19 protein-coding genes are annotated in these 18,678 nt (G+C 41.0%); 6 read left to right on the top strand and 13 right to left on the bottom strand.

The genetic code is table 11. The features are described 5' to 3' along the window. Nucleotides 1-66 precede the first annotated feature (66 nt). Together M3205_RS09555 and M3205_RS09550 are read left to right on the top strand one after the other, a co-directional pair. Nucleotides 67-609 (top strand): hypothetical protein, encoded by a 543-nt coding sequence (locus tag M3205_RS09555; RefSeq protein WP_251169688.1) that lies wholly within the window; start codon nt 67-69, stop codon nt 607-609. A 734-nt stretch (nt 610-1,343) separates the two neighbouring features. Continuing rightward, the gene (locus tag M3205_RS09550) at nt 1,344-2,753 is read left to right on the top strand and encodes a PQQ-dependent sugar dehydrogenase (protein WP_251169687.1); all 1,410 of its coding nucleotides are present in this window, start codon (nt 1,344-1,346) and stop codon (nt 2,751-2,753) included. Between the two features lie 33 nt (nt 2,754-2,786). Here M3205_RS09550 and M3205_RS09545 read toward each other — a convergent pair whose 3' ends face one another. Beyond that, nucleotides 2,787-4,373, bottom strand: a complete 1,587-nt coding sequence (locus tag M3205_RS09545) for an acetolactate synthase large subunit (protein WP_251169686.1) — start codon at nt 4,371-4,373, stop codon at nt 2,787-2,789. Nucleotides 4,374-4,528: 155 nt separating this feature from the next. Between M3205_RS09545 and M3205_RS09540 the strand changes: the two genes are divergently transcribed. Next, on the top strand, nt 4,529-5,095 hold the full coding sequence (locus tag M3205_RS09540) for a hypothetical protein (RefSeq protein WP_251169685.1): 567 nt from the start codon (nt 4,529-4,531) through the stop codon (nt 5,093-5,095). 90 nt (nt 5,096-5,185) lie between these two features. Here M3205_RS09540 and M3205_RS09535 read toward each other — a convergent pair whose 3' ends face one another. The 3 genes from M3205_RS09535 to M3205_RS09525 all read right to left on the bottom strand — a co-directional run bounded on the left by M3205_RS09535 (nt 5,186) and on the right by M3205_RS09525 (nt 6,361). After that, nucleotides 5,186-5,569, bottom strand: coding sequence for a hypothetical protein (locus M3205_RS09535; protein WP_251169684.1), 384 nt, complete (start codon nt 5,567-5,569; stop codon nt 5,186-5,188). Between the two features lie 172 nt (nt 5,570-5,741). Then, nucleotides 5,742-6,029 (bottom strand): hypothetical protein, encoded by a 288-nt coding sequence (locus tag M3205_RS09530; protein ID WP_251169683.1) that lies wholly within the window; start codon nt 6,027-6,029, stop codon nt 5,742-5,744. Between the two features lie 176 nt (nt 6,030-6,205). Next, nucleotides 6,206-6,361: a hypothetical protein gene (locus M3205_RS09525; RefSeq protein WP_251169682.1), complete on the bottom strand. Its 156-nt coding sequence runs from the start codon at nt 6,359-6,361 to the stop codon at nt 6,206-6,208. A 102-nt stretch (nt 6,362-6,463) separates the two neighbouring features. Between M3205_RS09525 and M3205_RS09520 the strand changes: the two genes are divergently transcribed. The 3 genes from M3205_RS09520 to M3205_RS09510 all read left to right on the top strand — a co-directional run bounded on the left by M3205_RS09520 (nt 6,464) and on the right by M3205_RS09510 (nt 10,425). After that, on the top strand, nt 6,464-6,760 hold the full coding sequence (locus M3205_RS09520; protein ID WP_251169681.1) for a nucleotide pyrophosphohydrolase: 297 nt from the start codon (nt 6,464-6,466) through the stop codon (nt 6,758-6,760). Nucleotides 6,761-6,776: 16 nt separating this feature from the next. Continuing rightward, nucleotides 6,777-8,708 carry a DUF2075 domain-containing protein gene (locus tag M3205_RS09515; protein ID WP_251169680.1) on the top strand — a complete coding sequence of 644 codons (1,932 nt, stop codon included), beginning with the start codon at nt 6,777-6,779 and terminating at the stop codon, nt 8,706-8,708. A gap of 271 nt (nt 8,709-8,979) precedes the next feature. Then, nucleotides 8,980-10,425: a DEAD/DEAH box helicase gene (locus tag M3205_RS09510; protein ID WP_251169679.1), complete on the top strand. Its 1,446-nt coding sequence runs from the start codon at nt 8,980-8,982 to the stop codon at nt 10,423-10,425. Between the two features lie 117 nt (nt 10,426-10,542). On the opposite strand, the gene rlmH is transcribed toward M3205_RS09510, so the two are convergent. The 9 genes from rlmH to M3205_RS09465 all read right to left on the bottom strand — a co-directional run. After that, nucleotides 10,543-11,022: a 23S rRNA (pseudouridine(1915)-N(3))-methyltransferase RlmH gene (gene rlmH / locus M3205_RS09505; protein ID WP_251169678.1), complete on the bottom strand. Its 480-nt coding sequence runs from the start codon at nt 11,020-11,022 to the stop codon at nt 10,543-10,545. Nucleotides 11,023-11,102: 80 nt separating this feature from the next. Continuing rightward, entirely contained in the window at nt 11,103-11,264 is a 162-nt protein-coding gene (locus M3205_RS09500; protein WP_082804532.1) for a CxxH/CxxC protein, read from the bottom strand. A gap of 148 nt (nt 11,265-11,412) precedes the next feature. Further along, nucleotides 11,413-12,639, bottom strand: a complete 1,227-nt coding sequence (locus M3205_RS09495; protein ID WP_251169677.1) for a S1C family serine protease — start codon at nt 12,637-12,639, stop codon at nt 11,413-11,415. A 233-nt stretch (nt 12,640-12,872) separates the two neighbouring features. After that, a complete protein-coding gene (locus M3205_RS09490; RefSeq protein WP_251169676.1) occupies nt 12,873-13,667 on the bottom strand; it encodes an MBL fold metallo-hydrolase in 795 nt (264 codons plus the stop codon). A gap of 7 nt (nt 13,668-13,674) precedes the next feature. Then, nucleotides 13,675-14,487 carry a two-component system regulatory protein YycI gene (locus M3205_RS09485; RefSeq protein WP_251169675.1) on the bottom strand — a complete coding sequence of 271 codons (813 nt, stop codon included), beginning with the start codon at nt 14,485-14,487 and terminating at the stop codon, nt 13,675-13,677. Further along, nucleotides 14,474-15,814 (bottom strand): YycH family regulatory protein, encoded by a 1,341-nt coding sequence (locus M3205_RS09480; protein WP_251169674.1) that lies wholly within the window; start codon nt 15,812-15,814, stop codon nt 14,474-14,476. Before M3205_RS09480 ends, M3205_RS09485 begins: the two co-directional genes overlap by 14 nt. Continuing rightward, nucleotides 15,811-17,640 (bottom strand): cell wall metabolism sensor histidine kinase WalK, encoded by a 1,830-nt coding sequence (gene walK, locus M3205_RS09475; protein ID WP_251169673.1) that lies wholly within the window; start codon nt 17,638-17,640, stop codon nt 15,811-15,813. The genes M3205_RS09480 and walK overlap by 4 nt, the downstream gene beginning before the upstream one ends. A gap of 8 nt (nt 17,641-17,648) precedes the next feature. Continuing rightward, nucleotides 17,649-18,356: a response regulator YycF gene (yycF, locus tag M3205_RS09470; RefSeq protein WP_251169672.1), complete on the bottom strand. Its 708-nt coding sequence runs from the start codon at nt 18,354-18,356 to the stop codon at nt 17,649-17,651. Nucleotides 18,357-18,436: 80 nt separating this feature from the next. Continuing rightward, the coding region (locus tag M3205_RS09465) for a hypothetical protein (protein WP_251169671.1) at nt 18,437-18,678 on the bottom strand (242 nt) is incomplete at its 5' end.

Below are 18,678 nucleotides of genomic sequence, written 5' to 3'. Positions count from 1 at the left end.
TATTTTGGAGATACTTTATTTTTAAGCATAAATAAATTATAAGAAAATAATGAGGAGGTGACAATAATGCCAGACGATTATATAAATATCTTTTCCTATAGCATTCTGCTGCCTATAAAGGAAGGATTTCAAGTATTTGTTTGGTCCAATAAATTTTATTTTACCCACCATTTGCTTTTACTTCTTTCAATACCCATTTCAATTACCCGATTCTACCAGGTAATAAATAAACGAAGCATCAAATATTATGGGCTTATCGAAATAGGAGTGTGGTTATGTAGACTGCTGCAATATTCATTAATCGTGTTTATTGGCAATGACAGATCTATGGAGAATATATTTTCTAAACATGAGTGGAGTAACATCATTCAGGGCTTCCATTTTATTGATTTCGATCAATTAATCTGGGATCTTATTGGATATGCCATCATCTTTGGAATGTATAACATTCTATTGCTTATAGTTATATCGAAAAAAAGGACAAAAAAAGCATTTCCTCATCATACCCATAGGGAGACTATTCACTCCGCACTGATATTAAGCTTTAAGAATTTATTCCTGATCCCTGTTGGAGTCATTTATCTATTAACCATTATTAAAATTATCTAATTACCTTAAAGAAGGGACCTGATATTATTAAAACTTTAGGATTTGAGCACTTTGGAAAAATAGGGATAAAAACTTTCCTATCCTCTATTCTCTTTTTCTACAGCCATTTAGCTTTAGTGATAGTTTCGCTTATTCCTTCTATCATCCGCGCATATCAAATGTGGAATTCAGATACACCACTTTGGTTAGAAGGGATTGTTGGAATTACGAGGGCCTTTCTCTTCCTGCTGATTATCAGCATCCTGTCAGGCGCTAGTATAAGAGAACTCCAGCAAAAAAGTTTTTGGGAAAAGCTCGCCAATTCGTGTTCCCATACTTTTAATAAAAACTGGCCATATGGTTTTATTGCTCAAATTACAGCCTTCATCGTTCTGTTATATGGATTAGGAAATGGAATAATCATCATAATCAGCGCACTTTTTCTACCCTTCATCACATGGATGGGCATAAGCCCGCAGGATCCTAATGCCGCCTATAATGCCTGTGTATACTTTCTAAAAAACCTGAGTGTTATTCCTCTGGCTATGGTTTATATACTCAACATATGCGGAGTAAGATCCACGAACTAGTAGTGTGAAAGCTCCGTCAATTAACAAAAAAATGCGGACTTCACTCTTTCCACCAAGAAACGGAGCAATGCCCTTTCCCCTTCACCTCGGAATAGGCCGGTAATAACAGATCACGTCGATTCATATTATTTTTATAAGAAGGTAAATACAAGGAGCGTGAAGCTGTTGAAAAAAGTAAGGGTTCGTTTACGGCCCATTGTCAGCAGGATTAATTTGCCTACCGTTTTAAGAACAGCTAAACTTCCGGGTGACTCTGTTGAAAGATTGTTTATTGCAACCCAGGTGGGGGAGATCTTTTACATAGTAAGAGGAGATATTCGAACCTTTTTAGATATTCGGCCGAACGTAATCGAACTGGGAGCTTCTGGTGGCGGGTATGATGAGCGGGGATTGCTGGGGCTGGCATTTCACCCGAATTTTTATTATAACGGGCTGTTTTATCTTCATTATTCCGTAAATGGGACACAAGGACCTGGTGCATTGCAGGATTCTTTTAAACCTGACCCGTGTGATCCTAAAACGTTAAACCTGAGGTGGGAAAATAGAAATACTCAATTTGATCATATTGATACAGTTGAAGAATGGATTTTACAATCAAACGGTCCCCAAAAACGGCGGACCTTGCTTAACTTAAGAAGACCTTTTGCCAATCATAATGGGGTCAATAGCTTAAACTTTTCACCTGAATCGGGAAAACTTGTTTTAACAACCGGTGATGGCGGATCAGGCTATGATCCTTTTAATTTAAGTCAGGATCTTATGGAGATTGCAGGTAAAATCATTGAAATTGACGTATCTCAGAATATTTTTATCGCTAACCCACCCGCTGTCACACGTTTTGATGAGCTGCCTGTTCTTATTCAGGAGTCCCTTTCGGTAATGGCCAAAGGGGTTCGCAATATTCCTGGCATTTCATTTCAAAGATTTAACTATCAATATATAAAATACGCAGGAAATGTCGGACAGGATTTAGTAGAATCCATTTTTTCATTTATTCATTATAAACCCATACCTGTTACCCAGCTCACTCAAGCTTCTTTACGGAACACTGAACCTAACCAAAGGGGATTGATTAACTTTGGCTGGCGGGGATGGGAAGGTGCACTTCCCACATCGTTTATAAAGGGCTGCGCGAATGATTCAAGTCTGGATGAGAAAACACTGGCTTTTTACAATGAAGCCATCAAAACTTCAGTGATTCGTCTTCCGCCATTAACCTGTTATTATCACCAGGATCCCAGACCCGATAAGTTTGAAGGAACTGCCCTTACAGGAGTCGTGCCTTATATGGGGTATGAAATCCCCGATTTAACGGGAGCTGTTTTGTTTACCGACCTTGTTCGGAAAGGAGCTCAGCCTCCTGCTAGAGGAGTTTTAGCTTATACCAGAGTAAGAACAGATGGCGTACTGAATGATTACAGTATGATTGATATCGATGATCCATTTGGCTCCCAGCCTGCTTTTTATGTCAGTCTGGGATCTAACCAGGATCAAACCAGATTATTTTTAGGGGTAAATGGTTCTATGAGAGTGACTGACTTTAACCAAGGGACTGTTTTTGAAATTGTTCCATAGGCCTGAAAAAAAGCGGAGCTAATCGTCCCCTTCTTATCCATCCAGTTGAACATCAATCAAGGTTATGTCACTTGTCTGCTTTATAGCTTCCTCTAATCCGTGTTGTAATTCATTCAATTGCTTTGGCCGTATGCCCTTCACGCCAAAACTGCTGGCCAATTGCGCAAAATCAGGGTTGCCAAAAGCAGTTCCAAAGCTGCTATTGAATTTTGCCTGCATCATTTGTTTTTCTAATTGTAATTCACCGTTATTTAACACAATGATGACAAACGATAGGCCTAATCGTTTAGCGGTTTCCAATTCGGTTATATTCATCAGGGCCCCTCCATCTCCAGTGATACAAATCACCGGTGCATCCGGGCAAGCTAATTTGGCACCAATGGCACCTGGAATGGCAACTCCCATTGAGGCTAATCCATTGGATATAATCAGCCGGCCTGCTTGTTTAGGCTGGAAAGTGCGGGCAATAGATATCTTGTGGGCACCTACATCAGAAAGGATTATGGTTTGTTCTGTTGAGATTGTTTCAATAACCTTTAAGACATTACTTATCGTTAAAAATTGATTTTTTTGGAAATCTGTATCAATTTGGTAAGCAGATTTAATCTGTTCTTTTACATTCCCGGCCGGAACCCATGGCTTTGACGGAATATCCAGTTTATTGAGTTCCTGTAAAGTCTGATACAAATCACCAGCCAATTCTCCTTTTAAAGGATAGTATTCATCCATTTCGGCAGGAAGTGAATCGATATGTAAAACGGGACGCTGCTTTTTATTCCAATCCTTTGGAGGTTTTTCAACAAAGTCATACCCTATGACAATTAACAGATCCGCTTCCTCTATAATTGGTAAAACTTCATCCTGTTCACTGAATCCAAAAGTAAAAAAGTTTTGCGGATGATCTTTAGGTAACACCCCTTTTGCCATAAAACTATGGATAACAGGAGATCTCAGCTTTTCCGCAAATGCTGCGAATTCCTTTACCGCTCCCTGCCTGATCACCCCATTGCCTGCGATGATCAGCGGTTTTTGATATTGCCCTAATAAAGAGCAAACACTGTCCAGAGCTTGTGAATCAGGGGTACTTGTTGGAATAGGGGTAACAGGAAGTGGGCGATTAGGTACCATCTGTGCAGCTAAATTCTCTGGTAACTCAATCAAAACAGCTCCTTTTTTCTCCATTTGTGCCAGTCTAAATGCCCTTCTAATGATCTTTGGGATCGTTTGAGCATCTTTTATTTGTACACTCCACTTTGTTACAGGCTCAAATACTTTAACGATATCAATATATTGATGGGATTCCTGATGCTGCTTTTCAAAGCCCGCTTGCCCTGTAATGGCTACAACTGGAGAATGGTCCAATTGAGCGCTTGAAATGCCTGTCAGCAGGTTAGCAGCACCGGGCCCTAATGTTGCTGTGCAGACACCAGTCTTTTTCGATAATCGGGCATAGATATCAGCCATAAAAGCGGCACCCTGTTCATGACGAACATTTACAAACTTAATTTTTGACTTTGACAATGAATGAACCAGGTCCAGAGTTTCCTTCCCCACCATTCCAAAAATGTATTCGACTCCCTCATTCTCTAAACATTGAACAAGTAAATCTGTTGCTTTCATACAACTCCTCTTTTCCAGAACAGAATTTTACTTATTTTTCCCATTACATAGTAAAATAACCCTTTAATCCTGGTTGGAAAGGGCGTTCGAATATCTGCAAAGAGTGCCTAGGGTGTCCCTTTGCCAAGTATTAAAGGATAAAAGAGGTGAAGCCCATGTCTGTTTCCATAGACGTCAAATCTCTTCATCGTACTTTCAAAGACATGCCTAAAATAAAACAAATAGTCTTCGGCTCCATTCTTAGCAGTTTAGCAACAATCTTTCACATAGCAGGGGGTGCTGTTCCGATTATTGGCTATTTTTTGAGCCCATTGGCAACTGCTCCTATTATTTTTTGTACTATCTTTTCAAAGTCTCTCGGACTTGCTGCTTATACGGTGACGATTATATCCTTATTTATACTTATGCCAAGTGAGCTTATTATTTTCCCATTCACTACCGGCTTGTTAGGATTGGGAATTGGGCTAGCCTTGCACTTTATTGAGAGAAGAATAAACATAATTGTATGTGGAGCTTTTTTCTTATCGATGGGGATTTTAATCTTATTATACGGAATACATTTTCCTGTATTAGGGCCTGGTATTTCTCAAACATTTCATTTTCAAACGGTAGTTTTGATATTCTTATTTTCTATTTTTTATAGCTGGATTTGGGTTGTTATTAGCTTGGCATCTCTTAGAAGATTAGAGGTTTATTTAGGTAAGGTAAGCTTAGCTAATTAATAAAAAGTGGTCTGGCCCCTATCAGGCACTGTTTCAGGTTCAAGAAAAAACCTTGAAAGGCATTTAGCCAATCAAGGTTCGTTCACAATATCACCCAATAAAATCAACGCTTAATCTATCTACCCGAATTTGCACGTTTTGATTATGAAGATATCCATAGTCGAAAAGAAATTCTCTATCTACCTCGAATATTATGCCTGCGTCTATATTGCCAGTATCAATATTCAAGGTACCTCTTATAAAATGCGAAAAACTATCTCCTATCTGTTCAATACCTTTTTCACCTGAATCAATCTTAGAAATTACGAAGTCATCAAGTATAGCCAATTCCATTTCTACTGAGTAATGTCCTCCTTGAATTATCTCAAAAGGACAGTTATTGATAAAAGCAACTATTCTTTGTCCATTAATTTCAAGTACAGCTTCTTCTTCAATTAAAGGACTTATTTCTATTAATTCTGCAGTATATTGCATGAAAAGAACTCTCCTTATTCCATAGGATTAATTGTTTTATCGCGTTTATTGTTATTTAGCAATTTCCATAAGTCCTCACCACGTTTGACATGGTATGTGGTAACATCACCATTGGCATTGGTTCTTACAAACTCAAATTTTGCTTCTCCCTTACGAGAGTTACCCATAAACTTCACGTGCCTGTTCGAGTTTCACCTTTATATTGATACTCTACCTTTGTGCCACTGCTCATAACATCCCTTGCACCTTGCATATATTCATCTGCATTACTATAAGCACCATGGAATTCATTGTTTTTAACGGCATGCTTTTCGTAATGAGACCCTAGTAAATCTCTAGAAGCAAAATTCTTATTAGCAAAGTTACCCTTAACCCCAAACACATCATCAGTCACCGTCTTAATCTTCGTCAACGGATCATTAATTACATTATAAGGCACAAGGTCCCCCGGTAAGTCCACTACCAGCCAATGCTAGCATATCCAGAGCCTTTCGCACTTTTCCTATAGGGTCATTTATAATATCCAAATAAAATTCCTGGTGCTTCCTTTGGTTTTCGAGCAGCTGGTTACGGTTAAACAGCAATTCACTTCCTAAATACAGCGGACTAAATGGGCCCATGATGGTTCGGCCCAGCTCATAGGTCAAATTTATTGCTCGTCTCGTCGATTCCTGCCAACAATGAATCTGCTTCTAAAACCTTCAACAAAATCAGCTCTGCATTATGAATTCCATTTTCTTCTATTTCCATCTTAATAGACTCTGGGATGTAGTTGAATAGGAATTTCGGCATAAATAGTGTAAAAAGTGCCTTTGAAAAAGGTTGCTATACCGCTTATCAAAGCCATAATGATAAACTAGTAATTGTAATAATATGCTGTCCGGAGGTTCTTTTATGAAAAAAATGATAGAGAAAATCACACAGTTTCGGGATGAGAGAGGCTGGCAGCCTTATCATAATGAGAAGGATTTGGCTATTTCCATTTCTCTTGAGGCCAATGAACTGCTTGAAAACTTTCAATGGAAAGGCAGTGAAGAGGCCTTGGAATCATCAGCTGAAAACATTAAGGAAGAGATGGCAGATGTCCTTATCTATCTGCTGCAGTTGGCCGATAAAATGGATATAGACTTAGAAGAGGAAGTTTTTAAAAAGATGGAGAAAAACGCAATAAAGTACCCAATCAATAAATGAATATAAGGAGCCGGCTATGATCATATATGAAACTACCAAAACAGAATTCATATCCGATGTAATTAATGAACTGCTGGTTGAACGCCTTTATCAATCCTATCAGGAAAAAGTGGGACGTACATCAAAGCAGGAAATTGTCTCATGGGAAAATTCCCTGCAGAGAATGTGCAATGTAATGCAGGACAAGGAGATTCCTCATGATGCCAGTGTGGTCATTGAGTTTAAGATTCCTAATACATCAAAGAGAGTAGACTTCATTGTAGCCGGCAGTAATGGGGCGCAGGACCATGTAGTCATTGTAGAGCTTAAACAATGGTCGGAGGTTGAAAAAATAACCTCACAGGATGGCGTCGTGAAGACATTCGTTGGCGGAAGGATGAATACTCTGCCTCATCCGTCCTATCAAGCCTGGTCCTACGCAGCTCTCATTAAAGATTTCAACGAAAATGTCCAAGCAAAGCAAATACAGCTGGAACCGTGCGCTTATTTGCATAATTATAGGAAAATGGAGAGTGATCCTCTAATCGATGCTCATTACGAGGAGCATCTCAAAAAAGCACCGGTATTCACTAAAGGTGAAATCCAAAATCTAAGGGACTTCATAAAGAAATATGTAAAAAAAGGCGACCATCATCAGCTCATATACCAGATTGAGCATGGCCGGATTCGCCCCTCTAAATCTTTGCAGGATTCCCTGACAAGTATGTTAAAAGGCAATGAAGAGTTTGTGATGATCGATGAGCAAAAGGTATTTTATGAAGAAGCACTTCATCTCGCCCTCGAATGTGTCAAAAATGGCGATAAGCAAGTGATGGTCATTGAAGGTGGCCCTGGCACCGGTAAATCGGTCATGGCGATCAACCTGCTGGTCAACTTAATAAACCAGGAGCTTATGACACTATATGTTTCCAAAAACTCTGCTCCGAGAGATGTGTATGCCTCTAAATTAAAAGGCACAATCCGCAAAACAGAGATTGATAACTTATTTAAGGGCTCCGGCAGCTTTACGGAATCCACTTTAAATGAGTTTGATGTCATTATTGTCGATGAAGCCCACCGTTTAAATCAAAAGTCGGGGTTTTACGGAAATCAGGGAGAAAATCAGGTTAAGGAGCTAATCAATGCTGCCAAATTCACCTTATTTTTCATCGATGAGAACCAGAGGGTAACATTGAAAGATATCGGGAGCATCGATTTAATCAAGAAATTTGCAGAGGAAGCTAATGCTGAATTAATCACTGGCCAGCTGACATCCCAATTCCGCTGTGACGGTTCAGATGCCTATATATCCTGGCTGGATGATGTTCTCCAAATTAAAGAAACAGCAAACTCTCATTATTATGGCGTTGATTATGACTTTCAAATCTACAATGACCCGCATGAAATGCTAAGAGAAATTGAGAGACTTAATCAGATCAATAATAAGTCCAGATTGCTGGCAGGATACTGCTGGGAATGGCCAACTGCCGGCCGTTATGATACGAAGCATAAAGATATCAGCATTCCGGAACATAAATTTGAAATAAGCTGGAATCTTTCAGATAGCATTTGGGCAATTGATCCAAATTCAGTCAATGAAGCAGGGTGCATTCACACATCCCAAGGATTAGAATTCGATTATACGGGAGTCATCATCGGCCCCGACTTGCGTTATGAAAATAGCCAGGTAATCACTGATTACACAAAACGCGCCAAGACAGACCAATCCTTAAAGGGCATCAAAACCCTTGCCAAAAAAGACCCTGAAAAGGCTCAAGCAGTAGCTGACCAAATTATACGCAATACTTACCGGACACTTATGACTAGAGGTCAAAAAGGCTGTTTTGTATTTTGTACGGATCCTGAGCTGAATGCTTACTTTGAAGAACGGCTGCAGCGAGCAAGGACTTATAATGATGTTTCGCCTGGAAGAGTGTTGAGAGTGGCTGAGAATCCGGGGGATTATTAGATAGAGAAATAATAGTGCCTTTTCCCTTTATGACATTGGGTGGGCACTTTTCATTTACTTATGATGCGGCACTCCGCGATATATCAAGATGAGGCTTCATATCTTTCGGGATTTTACCCAAAACTACAATCTTAAGAAAACAACCTTTTAAAATAATACCCGATTTGTCCAGCATTTTTCAAGTATAATGAACCATATTCAGATATGCATATAATATATCCTGGAGAGGATTCTATACATATGAATAAAAAACCAAAAATGAGGTTGAATAATGAGTAAAAGTAGTTTTGCGGATTATCATGTAAGTGACGAAATAAAAAGAGCACTAGCTGTGTTAAAATACGAAACTCCAACAGAAGTTCAAAGTAAAGTCATTCCATTAGTAATGGAAAATCAAGATCTTGTCGTAAAAGCTCAAACAGGAAGTGGTAAGACTGCGTCCTTTGGTATTCCTGTTTCCGATATGATTGACTGGGAGGAAAAAAAACCACAGGTCTTAATTCTTACCCCAACTAGAGAGCTTGCGGTTCAAGTCCGAGACGATATTACAAATATCGGAAGGTTTAAACGTATTAAAGCAGTGGCCATCTATGGAAAGGAACCTTTTACGAAACAAAAGGATGAATTGAAACAAAAAACTCATGTAGTCGTTGGTACGCCTGGACGGGTCATGGACCATATTGAACGAGAGACCCTTGTTTTGGATCAAATAAAGTATCTTATCATAGATGAAGCTGATGAGATGCTTAATAGAGGTTTCATCGATGAAGTGGAAACGATCATTAAAGAGGTTCCTTCAACCCGAGTAACAATGGTTTTTTCTGCTACCTTGCCTAAAGATATTGAAAGTCTTTGCCATAAATATATGAAAGATCCTATTCATGTTGAGATTGAATCAACTGGGGTAACCGCCGATACCATTGAACATTTTCTAATTGAAGTGAGTGAAGAAGAAAAGGTTTCACTTCTTAAAGACATCACGGTTGTAGAAAATCCGGACAGCTGCCTAATTTTCTGCCGAACCAAAGAACATGTAGATGCTGTGTATGGTGAATTGGATAAAGCGGGATATTCCTGTGAGAGGCTCCATGGAGGACTAGAACAAGAAGACCGGTTTGCTGTTATGGAAGGTTTCAAATCGGGGAACTTCCGTTATCTGGTGGCCACCGATGTAGCTGCAAGAGGTATTGATATTGATAATGTAAATCTTGTCATCAACTTTGATGTTCCTATGGAAAAAGAGAGCTATGTGCACAGAACTGGAAGAACCGGCCGGGCTGGAAATAAAGGAAAAGCCATTACGTTTTCGACACCTTTTGAAGGAAAATTCATTAAAGCAATTGAAAAATACATCGGCTTTGAGATACCTACTATAGAAGCTCCTAGCCATCTGAAAGTGGCTGCTGGAAAAGCTGCTTTCGAAGAAAAACTTAGCAGCAGACGAGTAATAAGAAATAATAAAACAGCCCGAATCAATCAAGATATTATGAAACTCCATTTTAACGGTGGTAAAAAGAAAAAAATACGTGCTATTGATTTTGTTGGAACAATCGCAAAAATCCCTGGAGTCACCGCAGATGATATCGGCATCATAACCATCCAGGATCATATGTCATATGTTGATATTCTGAATGGAAAAGGCTCACTTGTTTTACAAGCCATGGAGAATACGACTATCAAAGGAAAAAAGCTAAAGGTGAGCAAAGCAATTAAATAAAAGACTTTATAGAAAAACCAAATATCCCCCTCACTCTAAAAGGGTGAGGGGGATATTTGGTTTCATTAGAATGACAAGTTCGCAGAAAGACTCTAATGGTATTTAAATAAACCTCTTTTACTTATGATACGGTTCCCCCCGATTAATCCGAAACGCCCGATACACCTGCTCCAGCAAGATCAGCTTCATCAATTGATGCGGAAACGTCATCTTCGAAAAAGACAGCTTCTCATCCGCTCGCTGCAAAATCTCCTGGCTCAGCCCAAGAGACCCGCCAATGACAAACGCAATCTTGCTCTTTCCGTATGTAGCCAGTTTATCAAGAGTATCTGCGAGTTCTTCCGACGATTTCATCTTTCCTTCAATCGCCAATGCTATGACATGGGCATCCGGGTGGATCTTCGCCAGGATCCTCTCGCCTTCTTTTTGCTTGACCTGGATCATTTCTGTTTCGCTTAGTTCTTCGGGGGCCTTTTCGTCGGGGACTTCAATAATGTCCATTTTGGCGTAAGCCGACAGTCTTTTCAGGTATTCGTCAATTCCTTGCTTCAGGTATTTTTCTTTTAGTTTTCCGACCGTAATAATTGAGATATTCACAGCATGTCCTCACTTTACAAACAAGATATCCACAGAAGTTATCCACATGTCCACATTTTTAATCCACATGTTGTATGAGATCATTCGTTCGCTACAACATATATTGCGGTATTTTGACAATATTCACAGGTTGTTGATAACTTTTTATCCTCTTCAAGTTTTGTTAATTGCGGGAATGTTTCGTACTCATCCACCACTATATCTATTGCCAGATCAACATGTTCGTCACAGCAGTAAATCATTTTCAGCATTCTCCTTTTTAGGCCGGCAGCCTGTTTTTTTATCCGATCTGTGGATAAATTTTATTTTCGGTTATGTATATAAGTTATCCACATCTCATACTAACAAAACAATAAAAAACAGGAAAGCGATAATCGCTTTCCCATTTCATTAAAATGTCTCGCCGCTCAGCTTCATCGTTACTTCTTTGACTTTGCCATCACGGTAAAACTTAATTTTCATCTGTTCGCCAACTGATTTCTTCGTATAGAGATGCTGGCGCAGTTCAATGATGTCTTTGATTTCCTTTCCATCCATCTCAACAATGACATCCATTTCCTTCAGTCCTGCCTGTGCCGCTGGAGAGTTCGGTTCTACAGATGTGATGGCTACGCCTGATTTTACATCCTTCGGCAATTTCAATGCTTCCTGCTGGTAGTATCCAGGAATCTCGTTAACAGATGCCAGCTGCACACCCATATACGGACGTTTTACTTCTCCGAACTTTTCGAGGTCATCAATGACCGGTCTTGCGTAGTTAATCGGAATCGCTAATCCAATTCCCTCTACCGCACTTTCAGCAATTTTCATGGAGTTGATGCCGATGAGCTGGCCGCTGATATTCACCAGTGCCCCGCCGCTGTTACCCGGGTTGATTGCGGCATCTGTCTGCAGAACCTCTGCCTGCCAGTCTACTGTTCCATTCTGGTCAATATCAACCGGTATGGCACGCTCCAGTCCAGAGATAATTCCCTGTGTGACTGAGCCGGAGAACTGGCCGAGAGGGTTCCCGATGGCAATGACAGGCTCGCCCGGCTTCAGTTTGTCTGAATCGCCGAATTCGACTACCGTTTTAATTTCCTTTGCTTCTACTTCAAGCACGGCAAGATCCGTCCAAATATCGCTGCCTACCAGTCTTGCCGGCAGCTTGGTGCCATCCTCGAGGCTTACTTCCAATTCCTTAGCACCTTCGACCACATGGTGGTTTGTAACGATGAAGGCTGTATTTCCTTCCTTCTTATAAATAACGCCTGAACCGGTGCCTGCCGGCTGTCCGCCTCCGTTATTTCGTTCATTGGACCAAAAGCCTGCTGTCTGGATGTTCGTAATGCTTACAACTGCACCCCCGGCTTTGTCGACCGCCTTTGTTACATCGGTTGTCACATCGACTGAGACACTCTGAGTCCTGGCATTATTGTCCCCGGCTGCCTCATCCTGCAGATTTTCATCTGGTTTAACCGTATAAGGGAGCACGTCGTAGTCAGCAAGCTTTGGAATTGCAACCACGACCAGGATGGCCCCTAATATGATGCCAACAAGACTGGCCAGAAAGTATCCGCCCCTGTTGCCCTTTTGCTCTTTATAACGGTTCTGATGATCTTGATCATAATAGCCCAAACTGCACCCATCCTTTCTTTCTTTTACAAAAAAACGTCTGTTTTTTTAATATGAATGCTAAAACTTAGTCTTCCTTTATATCCAATATTATACTCTTCTGTTTTTAGAAATCTAACAAAAACGCACTCACTGACGCAATCTTACGACTTTGTTCATATTTTATTAAAATTTCCTCAAAAAGAAAAAGAGGAATACACAAAAGACAGCTGTCTCTATGTGTATTCCTCTTATGTTTAAACAGCTGTTAAAATGGTCGGGACCTTCGGATCGGTATCCAAAAGGTCAAATTGTTCACCGACAATGATGCCGCGGCTTTCCAGTGTCTGGGTGACAGACATTCTCGCCAGATCCTTAATATTGTTATCCTGGCTTAAATGAGCCAGATAAAAGCTCTTCGTCCGGTCGCCGGCCACTTCACTCATCGCCAGCGCTGCATCCTCATTGGATACATGGCCGACATCGCTTAAAATCCTTCTTTTAATATTCCACGGGTAGCGGCCCATGCGAAGCATCTGAACATCGTGATTGCTTTCAAAGACGTAAGCCTCTGCATTGGAAATCAGGCCTTTCATACGGTCGCTGACATAGCCTGTATCGGTAATCAGGACAAGCTTTTTCCCGTTATGATGGAACACATAAAACATTGGGTCGGCTGCATCATGGGACACACCGAAGGATTGAATATCTAGGGATCCGAATGTTTTCACGGCTTCCATATCAAAATGAAACTTCTGGTCAACCGGCACTTGCCCAATCAATCCGTCCATGGCCAGCCACGTTTTTTCATTGGCATAGATCGGCAGCTTATACTTCCGGGCAAGAATCCCGACCCCCTTGATATGGTCACTATGCTCATGGGTCACCAGTATGCCTGAAAGCTTGCCGATATCCCTGCCAATATGCTGAAATAATCCTTCCATTTGCTTCCCGCTTAAACCGGCATCAACCAGAAAGGAATGTCCCTCTGTCTCGACAAAGATCGCATTCCCCGTACTGCCGCTCGCAAGAACGCTGAATTGTAAAGACATGTTTTCCTCACTCCATTATTTTTTTCTCTTCGTTGCTAAGCTGAATAATTTTGCCCTCAAAAGCATCCACGAATAAATTCTCCTCGCCATTAATGACAAAACGCCAGGCAGGCGTCAATAATTGTGAAGAGCTCAAATGCACGAAGTTAAAATAACCCAACTCTACATTTGTGATTTTTGATTTAGGCAGAAGCGAGCCATTCTTGTAAAGGGTCTCGACAGCCTTAATCGGCTGAATAACTTTTTCGCTCTCTTCCTTCGATTCAATCTTTTCCAGAAGTGTCTGCTTGTAAGAGACGATTTCATTTTCATCATTCAAATAGAATGTGAGCTCGCCATTTAAATTCATATAAAACATCTTGTCTTCAAATTCCTGATAATACGTGATTTTATTGCTGTCCCGAGGCTTTTCCCAAAATCGGTACTGATCTCCGAATAACACCCTGTTTTTGATAAAAGCGGATAATTCGGATGGACTGAACTTGTCACTGATCTTGATCGGCTCATCCAGAACTGAATTCAGGGTGGTTCCTTCTGAAATCGTAATCTCCTGGCCTTCAAGCTTTGTTTCTTTCAAGTTCTCAAGCTCTTCAATATCAAATTCCATCGGCTTAGCCCTAAGGTAACGGTCTTTCGGGTTGCTTTTCGGAAGCGGTGACTCAAATGTGATCTCTGCACTCTTAAGCTGTTTTTCCAGAGATGCCTGGGCGACCGGTTCAAATTCACTGGCTTCCTTTAATTTGAAAAACTCGTACATCAAGTAAATATCCAGCACCAGGAAGGTTAAAATAAAGATTGTTTTGATTTTACTCCAATCCATTATTCATACCCCCTGTCTCACCAAGCGAAATGCTTTTCCACGTTCCTTCATAACGGTAAAACCAGGAAGGCTCCAAACGGATGAAGGTGGTCTGCGCTTCCTTGACCAGCATCATCTGATATCCCAATTTTACATTCTCCAGCAATTCTGGATCAAATCCGTCCAGTGCTAACAGGTACTCCATGACTCGGTCTCCGGAACTAAGAGAGACTACAGTTGGCGGTTCCGTACTGAGGCCAAGCTGGAAGTTGCTTCGAACATACTCATAAATTTCATTTTGACCCCAAATCTGGCGGATTTCAGACAGTTTCGGGTCATCGCTGAAAATAGGATAGCCCGATGAATCATACATCCGGAATACAACCCGATGATTCACTTCATCTATTTCGGCAAATTGGTAATTATCTGTCCATCCTGAATGTCCGTTAATGTAATCAATGCTCCTTTTTAGGAGGTCGCCTGACGAAAATGCCGGATTATCCCCGGCTGCCGGTTTAATATAATGAAGGGTATTTTTATCAGAATTCACCCTCAGCAGGCTTAAGGTATCATTATATTCATGCTCTGATTGCTGAAAGCTTTTCTGCACGACACCCGGATCGCTGAACAAGGCATTTTTGTATTGTTCAGAGTTTAATTTTTTCTCGAGATATTGATATCTTGGCATTTTGGTATCCTGTGCGGGCAAATAAATGGTTCTTTTATCTGATGGCTTATAAGCAAGATAGGCTCTGTATTCCGGGTTATATTCCGACAGGTTGAAGTATTGACTTTTGAAATTCTGAATAAAGGAAACAGGCACATGGCTACGATAAATCTGCCGGTTATCCAATGAGACAAAATCAACAATCCCTTCCTTTTTACCCGTTTGCCTGGTATCAATGACAATATGATCAAATTGAAAGTCAATGAGATTTTTATCGCCAATTTTAATGACGGATTTATATAAGTCAATGGGAACAGAATCAGGAAATGCCAGAACCGCTTTTCCTTCATCATGAACAAACGATGGAAGGTTGTCTGCTTCCTCTTTGATATTTTCAAAGTCAGTAAAGTTCCAATCGCTGATTTCGTTTATAACCTTATCAATTTCACTAGGACTTGCCGTGCCGAAGGTTTGTTTTTCATTGAGATGGAATAAGAGGGTATCCGGTCTTACAATCTGACTTACTTCCTTTTTCTCAGCAATTGTCACTTCCTGAATGGTGTTTGCTTCTTTTTCAATTCGCTCAAAAGCGGGCTGGTAGGTCCAGAGATTCCAGGTCAGGATGACACTTGTCACAACTAGAATGGTCAATATGATGGATTTTATATTTTCATATTTCATTCCCAATCATCCTCTTCCGAGCGAACATATGGAAGGCTGAATGAAATCGTTGTCCCTTTCCCTTCTGTACTCGCTGCCCAAATTTTCCCGCCATGAGCCTCCACCATTTCTTTCGCAATAGCTAAACCAAGGCCTGTTCCGCCAAGCTTTCTTGTGCGGGCCTTATCCACACGGTAAAAACGCTCAAAAATCTGCTCGATATTTTCTTTTGGTATCCCCACACCCTGGTCCGAAACGCTGACGATAATGAATTCATCTTTTTCCTCAATGCCAAACGTCACCTTTCCGCCTTCAGGAGAGTATTTCAGTGCATTGGATATGATGTTGTCCAGTACCTGGGTGAGCTTGTCCTTATCTATTTCCACAAAAGCCGAATGGTCCGGAAGCCTTCTTTCAAACGTAACATTCTGCTGCTTCGTCATTTCAAAACGGTCTATAATTCTATTATAAAAGAAAATGAAATCAATCCAGTCCTTGCTTAAACTGTAATCCTTGCTGTCCATTTTTGAAAGTTGAAGCAGATCATTAACCAGACGGATCATCCGCTCTGTTTCATTTTGGGTAACATCCAGAAAGTTCGGGGCAATCTCCTCATCTTTCCAGGCACCATCTGCCAGAGCTTCAAGATAGCTTCTCATCGTCGTGAGCGGCGTTCTGAGTTCATGTGATACATTCGCTACAAATTCGCGGCGTTCCATATCAATTTTCTCCTGCTCAGTGATATCATGCAAAACGGTAATTAAACCGTTCACAAAGCCGGTTTCTTTTTGGATAACCGAGAAATTTGCACGGAGAATCAGCGTTTTCGTTTTGCTGCTGTAGTCCAAGATGACTGAATCCCGTTCATTTAAAAGCTCTTCAAAGGTATATTCCTCTTCAAGGCCTAAGAGGGATACAATTGGTGAAGAAAGGACCGTTTCACGTGAAACATTCAGCATTTTTGCTGCAGGTTCATTAATGAGAATGACACGTCCTTTGCGGTCGGTTGCGATAACTCCATCGGTCATATAGGAAAGAACAGAGGATAATTTCCGCCGTTCGCCTTCCGTTGTGGCATGAGCTTCCTGAAGTTTCTTTGTTAAGCTGTTAAAGGTAATGGCCAGCTGGCCAATTTCGTCATACCCATACACTTTAACCTTGCGGGAGAAGTTCCCTTTTGCCATGGCCAGCGCCTGTTTCCGCATATCGGAAATTGGGCGTGTTACCGTCTGGGCAAGAAGTATTCCCAGAATCGCTGTGATAGCTAACGCAATGGCTATGCCGGATGTGAAAATATTATTTATCTGCCTCATCTGATCATAGATGTTTTCTATTTTAGCAACCAGATAGATGGCTCCATTGACTTCCCCATTATTATTTTTAATAGGAGTGACGAGAACCCATATCCGCTGTCCCTGGTCAACAAAATCCTCTTTTACCGGCTGTTTAGTGGCGATGGCCATCTTAATCAGATTATCAGTGGACCTTCCCCCGACAACTCCCTGATTATCAGGATCAGAGGTGCCAAGGATCCTCAGTGATTCTCCTTCAATGACACGGACTTCGGATATATCCTCAGAATTGTAATCACTTAACAGCCTTCTGATATCTTCCTCGAGAGAAGGGGCCTCCTCATCGGGAAGCCTTACCTTGGTCATCTGTTCCTCCACATAATAGCTGAGAAGATTAACCCTCTCCTCAATGGCATCTTTGAAATTTTCCTGTAAGGTCGATTCCAGCTGCCTGACAAAGTAGACTCCGATAATCTGCATCGCTACCAGGATGAGAAGAACGTAAATGATCACAAACTTCAAATGAATGGACCGAAAAAAACCCACCTTTTCCATGTACCCTGTTACTCCTGTTCAGGATTCCGCAAGTAATAACCGACTCCTCTTCTTGTCACGATCCATGTCGGGTGGCTTGGATTATCCTCGATTTTTTCCCGCAGTCTCCTGACGGTTACGTCAACTGTGCGGACATCACCATAATAATCATAGCCCCATACGGTTTGAAGAAGATGTTCCCTCGTCATGACTTGTCCAATATGCTTGGCCAGATAGTGAAGGAGCTCAAACTCACGGTGTGTTAATTCAATCGTCTCACCGCGTTTGGAAACCACGTAGGCATCCGGATGGATTGTCAGTGAACCCACTTCGATTTCGTTGGATTCATCTTCTTCCTCTGCCTTGGCAACCTGCTGATGGCGCCTCATATTAGCCTTCACACGGGCAATCAGTTCTCTCGTGCTGAACGGCTTTGTTACATAATCATCTGCACCCAGCTCAAGACCCAGAACTTTATCAATTTCAGAATCCTTAGCCGTCAGCATAATGATCGGCATATCGTATTTCTTGCGCACCTCGCGGCAAACCTCAATCCCATCCCTCTGCGGAAGCATGATATCAAGCAAAATCAAATCCGGCTTGATTTCTTCCACCTTTTCTAGTGCTTCATTGCCGTCATAGGCACACACCACATCAAAGCCTTCTTTTTTTAAATTGAACTGCAGAATGTCTGCAATTGGTTTCTCATCGTCTACAACCAGAATCTTTTTATCCATACCTATCTCCTTTTTCTTGCTCATTTATTTACTTTTGGAGCAGTAGAAGTCAGTTTCATGCATATGTTCTCCACTTTACTTTACCATGTTAACCGTGAGAATTCACCTATTACGAAAAGCGGGAGCGCCCTGCATGCCTCTGACACATATTTCTTATTCTTAACCACAAAAGTCTCTAGCATGAAAACTAGAGACTTCAGACTGTCGACAAACTCGATGAAAATCGTACTTGTCGGGAGTCTTTTTTGATTTAAAATAGAAGTAATACAATGCTTGAGGTGATTAATATGCTTTCTAAACATAATCCAATTCAACGGGATCA

Origin of the sequence: Cytobacillus firmus (assembly GCF_023715565.1) — a bacterium.
Taxonomy (GTDB): Bacteria; Bacillota; Bacilli; order Bacillales; family Cytobacillaceae; genus Cytobacillus; species Cytobacillus firmus_C.
Note: the sequence above shows the minus strand (reverse complement) of the source record. Positions and strands in the feature narration are given on the sequence as shown.